Source organism: Natrinema soli (assembly GCF_028618695.1).
The window spans coordinates 1-10,819 of sequence record NZ_JAQIVI010000715.1 but is presented as its reverse complement, the minus strand read 5'-3'; the positions used below and the strand labels follow the sequence as shown (position 1 = coordinate 10,819).

The following is a 10,819-nucleotide window of genomic DNA, read 5'->3' as shown; positions in this document are numbered from 1 at the left end:
TGCCGCCGCGGGTCGAAGCGGCGCTGGCCGACGAGCGGGCCGCCGAGACCGACTCGCGAGCGGTTCCGGCCGACGACTGAGTTCGGTCGCTCGAGGCGTACAGGAAGTTCGAGTCCGTTCGGTCACTCGAGGTCCGAATCTTCCGTCTCGAAGTATAGCGCGGCGTGCTTTGCACAACCGGGATTGAACGCCGCGTCGCAGGCCGGACAGCTGTAGTCGGCCGCGAGGTAGTCGGGGACGGTGAGTTCGGTCCCGCAGCCGCCACACAGCACGGACGGCTCGTCGAATCGGGCTCGAGGCCACGGCACGGCCTCGTGGTCCGTCGTTTCCTCGTGGCACCGAAAACAGGGATAGTAGCGCTCACAGCAGGCGAATTTGAACGCAACCACGTCGCGGACGGTGTCGTAGTGGGCACACCGGGTTTCCGGACCGACGTCGACGCCGTGGACGGTGTGGCCTCCGATCGATTGCACGAGTGGCTCGACGGCTAGCGGGTGCTTCGGTTTTGTGGTTGGACGGGATTGTAAATGGGCTCGAGGGTCAGTTCGTCTGAAGCGCTAGTGCCCTAAGAGGGCAGGAAATTGCGCGGTGCGCAGAGCGCGCGCCGCGCTAGAGAGAAGACAGGCTGGCCTATTCGAGACGGTACACCGGAACTGTTCCAGCAGTAGGAGCGGATGAGACCTCGATAATGAGTATTGTCGAGTCCGCTTAGGTGGGAAGAGAGTAGACTATGACCGAGCGGTAAGTATAGCCGAAGGCGTTACCGGAGCGGCTATCTGCCTCTCTAATAGCTGGCAGAAACAGTGTGCTGAATACAGAGTACTGAATTCAGAGCGTCTCTCGTGTTCTTTCGAGAAATCGTAGATAAACGCTGGAGAAAGCTTATTAGTGTCGGCGTATTTGAATGAATATGGACGGAGATGGCGGTGGTGGCGCAATGGGGAGTCTGCATGGTGATGTAGGAGGGGGTGTAAATGGGGATATGGAAGCGAGAATGGAGAATGCGGACGGAGATTCTGGGACTTCAGCCCTCCAATCCATGGGATACATAGATAATGGAACTGGAATGGCTCAGGGGGAGGGAGATTCTACGGATTCTGCACATTCAGTTCTACAGTCAGTCATACTGATAACAGTGGCAGTATTCTTCGGGGGTTCTCTCCTGTACTTCCTCATAACGGGTATATTGAGTCTGTTTGGTGTAACCCTGTAGTGAGCCGGTCCACTCTGATAACTGTCTGAAGAATAGGCTTTCAACAATACCTCTACTCTCACTAACTGCGACCACCAACACCATCTCTGATTGAATTTTGTGGGATATACGCGCTTTGTATCTAGCACGCCCTCAGAGAACTTTTTCAAATTATATCAGTTTGATCTGTGGGTTCTCTGTTCATCGATCCACGATTGACGGACCACTAGCAGGGAACACGGGTGGGCGCTATGTAACAAGTTTCTGCGCTCCTATAGTGAGTCCCGGTATCAATATACAACAGACGACCGACAATGGATTTCCGACTCAGAGAACCGGGTTCCTCGAGCGGGATCTATCGTATCGAAAGGGCAGGTGGGGTAACGGCAGGGGGTGCAGACGACGCGTCGGGATACATGCCATTCGGTGTGATGGGTCCCTGCCGTATTACCATTCATCACCCCCATCGGTAATAAAGTTGCACCCTAACGAGTCAGCTGTAGGCAGAACGGGGGTTCCTCGAGTCGACGATAGCACTGAAAAGCTACGTCGGGGACGGGGTAACCGACGTAGCTCAATCCGCCTCTGCAGGGGGTTGAACCGGGATGTCCACCTTCCCCTCCATATAGACCATGTTATTATGCCACAATAAGCCCTCAGGTGAGCGTCGCGCTCGAGTGGATACTGTCCGCTGGTTCCCGTTCGACGCCGACGCGCTCAGGAGGGGAACGAGGAGCGGTCGGAGTCAGCCGCTGCGCGCCGGTCAATAGCCGGACAGCGTTATCGCACTACGGGTGACGAACGACGTGCTGCCGGTCGGATGGGGAAGCTCCGCCGTTGGGGCCTCTCTCAAGAGCCACGCGACGACGCGCTCCCCCTGGATCGGTTCGTCTCCGATGTATTGGGCCGGATGATAGAAATTGGACTCCACCGACGACTCCTCGAGTCGCTGTTGCCCGGGGATCTCGCCGGCGGCCCGACGGACGACGACCACTTCCATGTCCTCGTCGAGCGGCAGTTCGATCGTCTCCGGTCCATCAGGATTCGTAAACTGGACGACGATCCCCTGTTCGCCGACCAGATAGAACTCGGTTTCGGGCGTGGTCCGCTCCGTTCCATCGACGATCCCTACTTCAACACCGTTCGTCGTCCCCGGAGTGGCGTCCATCGCGATCGACGCGACGGAGTGGTGGGGGACACCGTACTCGGGTTCTTCACCGTCGTCGGCTTCCTCTCCATCGTCGGTTCCGTTCTCGTCGTCGGCTCCAGCGGTCACGTACTCGGTGACGAATCCCGGTCCCTGTCGTCGCCAGATCGAACTGACCGTTCCGTCCGCCCAGAAGTCGTAGGCGAGTTCGTGACTGGACTGGCCGAACCGGTAGCCGGAGTGGTGATCCTGCCCGTTGGGCTCTTGTGCCCCCGTTTCGTAGTGAGAACTGAATCTGAATCCCGACGGCCGGTCGTCCGCTTCGGAATAGTCGATAACGCCGAGGGGCCCCGGTCCGCCGAACTCGAGACTGTGGAGGTCCCATCGAAGCAGCTCACCGCTGAAGACCGGGTCGTCGTCCGGGAAGAACCAGTCCAGCGTCGTCTCGCCGTCGCGTTCCGGCAGGCCGTATCCGGTGAACGTCACCGGCGACTCGAGACTCGCGAAGACCGGCGTTCCCTGATACGAGGCGGAGATCTCGACACCGTGTTGGCCCGGCGGTTTCCAGTCGATGTTCCAGCCGGATCGTTCGAACGACGTCGGGGGATCTTCGGTCCGGTGGATACCGTCGTCCGCAGTGTACCACGGTCGCTCCTCGAACGACACGTCGGGAACGGCTCCGACGACGGTATCGTCTCTGGGTACGAGGGAGGCGGCCAGTTCGTGCGGGGGAAATTCGACGAATCGGTCCACGTGACTCACGTCGACCACGTCGCCGGCGTCGTCTCGGACGTCCAAGTAGGCGACCACGGCCGCGATCGAATCGCCGTCCGCGAGGAACAGAACGATCGGATTCACGCCGCCGTGCTCGATTCCCCTGGCGGACGTGATCGACCCGGCGATCGTAAACAGCGGAAACCAGTCGGTTCCGTCGATGAACGTTTGAACGCGGGGAGTATCGATTACCCGCTCGAGCTGTGCCGCCTCGCGTTCGTTTGCCTCCCACGCACGCCAGGAGACATCCTGCGGTTCGGTAATCGTCAGTGCGACGAGGTCGTCCGTCTGCCGATCGACGAGTCCGTAGGCGACTTGTCTCTCGACGGCGGTGACGTCGAACTGACCGTCGCCGACGCCGCCTTCGATCTCGACGTCCGGACTTCCCTGAACGCTGACCGCATCGAGGTGATCCGTGTACGGTTCGTACGCTTCGTAACTCGAGAGCATGTCCTCGGCGACGGCGTGGACCTCGGGGTCGGTCAGGAGGACCTCGAGCGCACGCCGCTTGCGGTAGGTGTACAGGGCATCTGTCTGGTCGTCGGAATCCGGAAACGATCCGTGTCGGGCGACGGGGACTCCCGTATCGTCCGGTTCCTCTTGAGCCAACGACCGTCCGTTACTCCCTACCAGTCCGATTCCCGCGACCGCTGTTCGAACGAAACGTCGACGGTGTATCCCTCGAAAGTGTGCTCGATCATTCTCGTCACTGTTTCCCATGGCCAGAACTGGGTGCACGACGGAAAACGATAAAGTCCGCTACCGTTTCCAACACAGCACTCTATTGTCTCCGTGAATCGTTCGATACGCCGACGGTTACCGTTCCGAAGATTGACTTTCCTCGGCCGACGGACGCCGTACCGCGCTTCCGACTCTAAACCCGTTACAGGGCTCTCTCACTAAACCTCCTTTTCGAAAGTGTGCTGGTGTAAAATGCTCGGTTTGGGGATGACTCGGCCCGATGCCGACGGCCGCCGATACTGACGATGAGTGAGTCGTCCGGAGTGCAATCGACACCGCACCGGTTGGTTCGATGGAAAATGGTCTTTGTCGATATCTGCCTCTCATAACGCCTGACTGTCGCGAGAACGCGCGTTCCGATCACAATGAATTCCGGTACTATCACGTCGGGTTATCCGGCAGGAATGGGGCGCTTTTCGAACCGATCGCGTGTGGCCATCGCAACCGGTTCGGTTCCCGAAACGATCAACGGAATCGAGCCGGTTCACGCTATCCGACCGTTCGCGGTTATCGTCACTTATGAGCGGATATTGGACGCGCATTGGTTATATACCTCGTCTCTATCGGCCGTGTCGGATCGGTCCCCTCCGATATCTGGAGTTCGACCGCCACGGTTATTGTTGCTTCGCGCGAACGACTCAATCCGTTACTTCCGCGTGTGAACTGAGTCGGTTCTGTTTCTGACATCGCCAGAACCTCGACAGATCTTCGCAAGTCTGATTGCCCAACGGGTAAACTGTCAGTGGCAGTGTTCCACTGAAATCAGCGAATCAGCCGTTGTGAACGCCTTCGAAAGCCGATCACTCGGAGTTCTTCTCAGACTCGTTAAATTAATTCATACGGGAAGGAACGGTCGTCGGCGTTTATTCGATAACCCAGGCTACATCTTTCCACCCCGTGACGGGGTATGAGAGACTATGAGTGAACAAGACACACCAGGCGACTCGAGACGGTCGTTCATGGCGAAGGGTGCCCTCGCGACGGGCGCGCTGACGCTCGGAACGGGCGCTTTCGGAACGGCGACGGTCGGCGCACAGGCAGACCAACTAGCGGTATTCGCGGCCGATCTGTACCCCGGTGCGGACTTCGACGTCCTCGCCCAGCTTCAGGCGAGCACGACGGTCGACGTGTTACAGCTGGACGGTGAAACGGTGCCGGAGATATCCCAGCCCGACGAGTGGAACGGTCACATCATCCGATACGACATCGGCCAGGAATCTGGCATCACGACGTTCCTGTTTGCGCGAGGAGGGGGCCTGAGCTCCGGGGATAGCGGAACGATCGGCGAGGACGCGTCGGTGCTGAGCCCCGATCTGAACCTCATGAGTACGTCGCTGAACGGCGGTAGTGGCGGCAACGGCGGTGGTGGCGACGGCGGCAATACGACCACGAACGGAGGGAACGAGACCGCCGACGAGAACGAGACGACCGCCGGGAACGGAGGTGAATAACAATGGTTCAAGATGACGAGGGACAAGTGCTGGTCTTCACGTACAATTACGAAGCCGGAGAGAGTTTCGATGTCGTCTCACAGCTCGAGACGAGCACGACGGTGAGAATTCTCCAGACTGCCGACGAGGAGACCGTGCCGGAGATCTCCCAACCGGACGAGTACACAGGTCACGTCGTCCGGTACTCTGTCGAGGACGGGCCGCAGGCGCCCTCGATCCTCCTGTTCACCCGCGATCAGAGTTTCAGTAGCGGTGACAGCGGGACGCTCGGCGAAGACGCTCAGATGTTCAGCACCCGACTGAACCTCATCTCTACGACGCTCGAGTAACGCCTCAACTCTATTTTATTTCGGTCCCGAACGAAGACTCCCTCTATGGGAGGAGAGCCGGCGAAAGCGCATATCGATGCACTACCGATACACGATAGCTGACGAGAGTACTAGCGGATCGAGAGAACCCGGCGTTCCAGCGGCCGCTTCTTCGGAGCGTATGGCGAATCAACAGCCGGATGTTCCCAACCAAGCCGGCGGTCGTTCGCCCGAATCGGATCGCTCGGTACTGGTCCCCGTGAACGAGTATCGACCCGGGACGTCCGCCCGAGTCGTCGATCGGCTTCCGGCGACGATCGTCGTCGAACTCCTCAGGCTCCCGAACGGCGAAACGGTTCCCGTTCTGACGCGTCCCGACGAGTACACCGGGTACGTTGTCCGGTCCGAATTCGGGGGGGAGCAGGTCCGTTGGACGACAATCGTATTCACGCGCGAAGCGCTCGAGAGCGATTCCCGCTACGTGTTCGAAGCCGACGCGCAGGTGTACAGCACGCAGTTATCCCTCCTGGAAACGACGGTCCGTCACGTCGGTTCGGCCGGCGACGGATGCGGCAATGCTCCGGCCTCTTCGTCCGAGCAGCGGTGAAGCGAGACCAGACGCGGGGCCGAAACGCTGTGCAACGAGTTATCTCGCGGCGGTGCATCGTCGCTCGGGTCGACCGGTATCGGTCCGCCTCGAGAACGGCCGGCCGTCCGATTCGGGACCGACCCGGCGCAACCGAGTCGAGGAGGAAAGCCCCTATCTGCGCCAGCACGCGGACAATCCCGTCAACTGGCAGCCCTGGGTCGAACGGGCTCTCGAGGCCGCGACGGAACGCGACGTGCCGATCTTCCTCTCGATCGGCTACTCGGCGTGTCACTGGTGGCACGTCATGGAAGCGGAGAGCTTCGAGGACGAGGCGATCGCCGAGGTGCTCAACGAGAACTTCGTCCCGATCAAGGTCAACCGCGAGGAGCGTCCGGACGTCGACAGCATCTACATGACCGTCTGCCAGCTCGCGATCTACGATAGCTGCCAAAACAGCGTGCTGTATACAGAGGCTGTGTTCAGCACGACGTCTTTTCTTTGTTTCATCCCGAAGCCAATGAACCAGCCGTTCAGTAGATATGCGTAATACCCATGTCTCTCAAAGCACTGAGTGCATCTAATGACGGACCCGGAGACGCGAAGTGAACCCTCCGATCAAAATTCTCCAGAAGAGGTCTTGGAGCGCGTAACTGACGCTGTCTTCGCGCTTGACGAAGACTGGCGGTTCACGTATTGCAACGACCAAGCTGAAACCCTGTTCCAGCGAGACCAAGCAGATCTCCGTGGGGAAATTATCTGGAAGGAGTTTCCCATGTTGACCGACTCGCCGTTCCAGTGGGAGCATGAACGTGCGATGGAGACCCAAGAAGCTGTCACATTTGAGACGCACTATCCGCCACAGGACGGTTGGTTTGAAATCCATGTATATCCCTCTGAAACCGGGCTTTCAGTGTACGTCCGCGACATCACTGAACCGGATGACCGTCAGCAAGAAATCGAGAAACGGGAACAAGCTCTCCGACGTGCCAATGAGGTAATGGCGGCCGCAGACCAGCCGTTCTCCCAGCAGATAGAGCCGCTCCTTGAAGTAGTCCGGACGACAGTCGGAACCGAGTTTGCGACGCTCTCACGTGTCAATGAAGATGCTGGTGAATACATCTTTGAACACGTGGCCGTGCCGGAAGCCGTGGACCTCGAACCGGGTGACACGACACCGCTGGAGACCCTGCCCAATTGCTCACGCGTCGTCGAGACTGCGGAGACGCTCGTCCTGCAGGACGTGAAGTCCGAGGCTCCGGAACTAGTCGACCCCGAGTGGGGTATCGCCTGTTATCTCGGGACACCGGTCATCGTCCAGGGAGAAGTGTACGGGACGTTCTGCTTCTACGGGATGGAGGCGCGGACCGAGGCGTTCTCTGATTGGGAAGTCTCGTTCGTTGGGCTGCTCAGCAACTGGGTGAGCAATGAACTCGAGCACAAGGTGTATAAACAGGAACTCGAGGAGTCCAACGAACGCTTGGAGCAGTTCGCCTACGCTGCCTCGCATGACCTCCAAGAGCCCCTGCGGATGGTGACAAGTTACCTCCAGTTGCTGGAGTCGCGGTATACCGACGACCTCGACGAGGACGGCCGGGAGTTCATCGAGTTTGCGGTCGATGGTGCCGACCGGATGCGCGACATGATCGATGGACTACTCGAGTATTCGCAGGTCGAAACACGTGGGCACCCCTTAGAGCCGGTCGAGTTGAACACTGTTCTCGAAGACGTTCGCAAGGACCTCCAAGTGAAAACCGAGGAGACGGATGCGGAGATCGTCACGGAGACGCTCCCCCGCGTCGAAGGCGACTCCGACCAGCTCCGGGAGGTGTTCCAAAACCTGCTCGACAACGCAATTGAGTACAGCGGCGACGAGCCACCACGAGTGCACGTCTCGGCCGAACGAGCGGGCGACGAGTGGATGATATCGGTTCGCGATGAGGGCGTCGGTATCGACCCCGCTGACGCCGACCGCATCTTCAAGGTGTTCCAGAGCCTCCACACGCAAGAGGAAGGCGCGGGGACGGGAATTGGGCTGGCGCTGTGTGAGCGCATCATCGAGCGCCACGGCGGCGACATCTGGGTCGAGCCCGACCCTCGCGATGGAACAACGTTTGCGTTTACGCTGCCGGTAGCAGACGAGTCCGATAACTGAGCGCACTATACGGAGTGATCACCACTTTCAAATCGAGCCGGATCTCGTGCTCCATTCGCACTGTGTATCTTGCACGACTTGACAACCCTGCCCAATACCTGTCAGAAATTTCGGTGTTCGGTTCGCAGTTATAGTGAACAGATCGTCTCCGTTTGTTTCATAGCACTTCGCGAGTAACATGACGGTAAGTACATGTGAAGTATTAATCACTCTCTATTACTATTTCCTACTAATCGATGCTGTATTCGTTTCTAATTTGATTCAAATTTCCGCCGCCGCAGGTGCAATCGACGATGCCTACTGGTTGAATAGAGCCATCTGGAGAGATGCGTGCAACGTACATATCACCGCATTCTGTACAAGCGACAACGGTTTTTTGTGTCTCGTCTTCATTCTTACTCATACTACTCTACAAATCATTGGCTTCCCCATGATTGTTCCTCCAAAGAATATTGGCTATAGAAACGGATTCTAACTGATTCATAGTCTCTTTCAATACTCATCCATTCTGCTTTATTGTTCAGTTTGTACACGTAATTGCCGTTCAGTACAGGCAGACAATTGAACGGGCGCAAACAGAATCTCAATAACCTCACAACGCCTAATACAGCTGAAACATAATACATGTATCATGGACACTGAACAGCATTCAGAAACAATCCGTATTGTCTGCAACATGTGCGCTTTCTCAAAAGAGGTGACTACAGAAGGGGATGAAGCAGCAGAAGTAATTCGTGAACATGGTCAGAAAACAGGTCACAAACTCACTACTGAGGAACTCGACGCTAAGTAAGCACACGTCGTTATTGCGGCGTTCAGACAACCTTCGAGTGAATAGAAGATGATGAACCTCCTTTCAATTCAACTACCTATAGTTGTACTTCAACAGATTTCAACGCCGCGAAGGTCCTCTCGCGGCGCTACTACCCCGTGCGGTGTTGTGACTACCGGCCGCCCGATCCGCCTGTCGCCGACGATCGATCGGCACTCGCCGCCGACGGCGGCCCCCGATGTGAGCGATCACGCGGTGGGAAAGTACGACGAAAAGGAGACGACGGGAGTGAGCGACAGTGGCCGGCGTTACCACTCGAGCGACCGAGTCTCGCTCGAGCGGACGAGCGCCGATCGGCCGTTACTCGAACTCGGCGGTATCGCCGCGGCGGTAGCGGTCGAGGCGGCGATAGCCATGGACGGTGGCGTCGGTGTCGAGTTCGATCTCGTACCGGCCGATGATGTCCTGCGTGTCGGGAACGGCTCGGCGTTCGACGACCTCGACGACCGCGCGCCAGCCGTCGTCGGTCGGGGAGATTTCGCTGACGCCGTCGAACTCGTGGCCGATGAGTTGCCCGGCGGTCGACTGCACGGTGTTGCGGACCGCGAGGATGCCCGCGATCTCCTCCTGTTCGACGTCGGCCGCCTCGTCGACCTCCTCGGGATCGGTCTTCTCCTCCGCGGTCATCGTCGTCGTCCCGCGGGATTGGGGCTGCTCGACGTCACCGCTCTCGGCCGTATCGTCCGTTTGGTCGGCCTGTTCTTCCTCTTGGGCTGTCTGACTGTCGCTCACTGTTTGATCACTCTCGTCGTGTTGGAAGCAGAAGCCGTCGTCCTGCGCTGGCCGTGAGCAGCGCTCGCCGTCCGTGGTGATGGCCTTGCACTGCTCCCGTGATTGCGTGTCGGCTTCGGCCATTGGTCTTGGGTCGGTCTGTCGCTCGTTCGGATCGATTCGATCGCCTCCGTGGTGGGTCAGATCGTCTCGGTGATCCGCGATCGCAGGTCGTCGATGTCGCCGTCCTTCTCGCCGACCATCTTCGGCGCGAGGACGTCCGTGAAGACGTTCGCCAGCGTCTCGTCGTCGAACTCGCCGTCCTCGTCGGTCTCGGCGTGGCCGTCGAAGACGGTCAGCCCCTTCGCGGCCGTGATCGCCGCGCGCGTACCGACGACGATCTCGAGGTCGTCGCGAAGCGCTCGCGTCGTGTCGACGACGGTCGCGATCTCGTCTTCGGAGAGGTCGACGTGGGCGGCGACGATCTCGCGCTCGGTCTCGTCGTCGTAGTAGTCGACGTGGACGCCGATAAATCGGTCGAGAAGCGCGTCCTGCTGTTCGTGGACGCCGGCGTACTCCACGTCGTTGGACGTGAGGATCGCCCGGAACTCGGGGTGGACGTCGATCGTCCGATCGTCGCCGTGTTTTCCCGGCCGCTCGAGGACGCCCTCCTCGAAGACCGAGAGCAGGACGTTGTGGGCGGCGGGATCGCTGCGCGAGAACTCGTTGTAGACGAGCGTCGCGCCCTCTCGAACCGCGACGGACAGCGGGTTGTCCACCCAGCGTTCGCGAACGATCTCCGTCTTCTTGCTGACGCCGCTGACGAACTGATCGTTCTCCTCGTAGCGCTCGCCGCCGGCGTGAGAGCCGACGAGCGCGGCGGTGTCGACCGCTTCGTCGCCGTTGAGCCAGACGACCGGCC

General features: G+C 59.0%; 11 protein-coding genes and 1 pseudogene. 7 read left to right on the top strand and 5 right to left on the bottom strand.

Translation table 11 applies throughout. The annotated features are described in order from the left end of the window. Positions 1-122: 122 nt before the first annotated feature. Positions 123-473 carry a CHY zinc finger protein gene (locus PGX04_RS30855; RefSeq protein ID WP_273741973.1) on the bottom strand — a complete coding sequence of 117 codons (351 nt, stop codon included), beginning with the start codon at positions 471-473 and terminating at the stop codon, positions 123-125. Between the two features lie 437 nt (positions 474-910). Here PGX04_RS30855 and PGX04_RS30850 point away from each other — a divergent pair, with 437 nt between their 5' ends. Further along, positions 911-1,213: a hypothetical protein gene (locus PGX04_RS30850; protein WP_273741972.1), complete on the top strand. Its 303-nt coding sequence runs from the start codon at positions 911-913 to the stop codon at positions 1,211-1,213. Positions 1,214-1,955: 742 nt separating this feature from the next. Here the strand turns inward: PGX04_RS30850 and PGX04_RS30845 are convergent. Continuing rightward, a complete protein-coding gene (locus PGX04_RS30845; RefSeq protein ID WP_273741971.1) occupies positions 1,956-3,722 on the bottom strand; it encodes a hypothetical protein in 1,767 nt (588 codons plus the stop codon). 1,049 nt (positions 3,723-4,771) lie between these two features. On the opposite strand from PGX04_RS30845, the gene PGX04_RS30840 reads away from it, so the two are divergent. The 5 genes and pseudogenes from PGX04_RS30840 (at position 4,772) to PGX04_RS30820 (ending at position 8,354) form a co-directional block, all read left to right on the top strand. Beyond that, on the top strand, positions 4,772-5,305 hold the full coding sequence (locus PGX04_RS30840; protein WP_273741970.1) for a calcium-binding protein: 534 nt from the start codon (positions 4,772-4,774) through the stop codon (positions 5,303-5,305). Positions 5,306-5,307: 2 nt separating this feature from the next. Then, positions 5,308-5,634, top strand: a complete 327-nt coding sequence (locus PGX04_RS30835) for a hypothetical protein (RefSeq protein ID WP_273741968.1) — start codon at positions 5,308-5,310, stop codon at positions 5,632-5,634. 160 nt (positions 5,635-5,794) lie between these two features. Beyond that, complete coding sequence (locus PGX04_RS30830; RefSeq protein ID WP_273741967.1) at positions 5,795-6,220, top strand: hypothetical protein; 426 nt, start codon at positions 5,795-5,797, stop codon at positions 6,218-6,220. A gap of 52 nt (positions 6,221-6,272) precedes the next feature. Continuing rightward, a pseudogene (locus PGX04_RS30825) lies at positions 6,273-6,632 on the top strand (DUF255 domain-containing protein); the annotation flags it as partial. A 150-nt stretch (positions 6,633-6,782) separates the two neighbouring features. Then, complete coding sequence (locus PGX04_RS30820; RefSeq protein ID WP_273741966.1) at positions 6,783-8,354, top strand: sensor histidine kinase; 1,572 nt, start codon at positions 6,783-6,785, stop codon at positions 8,352-8,354. Positions 8,355-8,583: 229 nt separating this feature from the next. On the opposite strand, the gene PGX04_RS30815 is transcribed toward PGX04_RS30820, so the two are convergent. Then, a complete protein-coding gene (locus PGX04_RS30815) occupies positions 8,584-8,757 on the bottom strand; it encodes a hypothetical protein (RefSeq protein ID WP_273741965.1) in 174 nt (57 codons plus the stop codon). Positions 8,758-8,985: 228 nt separating this feature from the next. Between PGX04_RS30815 and PGX04_RS30810 the strand changes: the two genes are divergently transcribed. Continuing rightward, on the top strand, positions 8,986-9,147 hold the full coding sequence (locus PGX04_RS30810; RefSeq protein WP_273741964.1) for a hypothetical protein: 162 nt from the start codon (positions 8,986-8,988) through the stop codon (positions 9,145-9,147). 339 nt (positions 9,148-9,486) lie between these two features. Here the strand turns inward: PGX04_RS30810 and gvpO are convergent, their stop codons facing one another. Both gvpO and PGX04_RS30795 read right to left on the bottom strand, forming a co-directional pair. Next, positions 9,487-10,041 (bottom strand): gas vesicle protein GvpO, halophile-type, encoded by a 555-nt coding sequence (gvpO, locus tag PGX04_RS30800; RefSeq protein WP_273741963.1) that lies wholly within the window; start codon positions 10,039-10,041, stop codon positions 9,487-9,489. 56 nt (positions 10,042-10,097) lie between these two features. After that, positions 10,098-10,819: AAA family ATPase (locus PGX04_RS30795; protein WP_273741962.1), on the bottom strand; the 722-nt coding region annotated here is incomplete at its 5' end.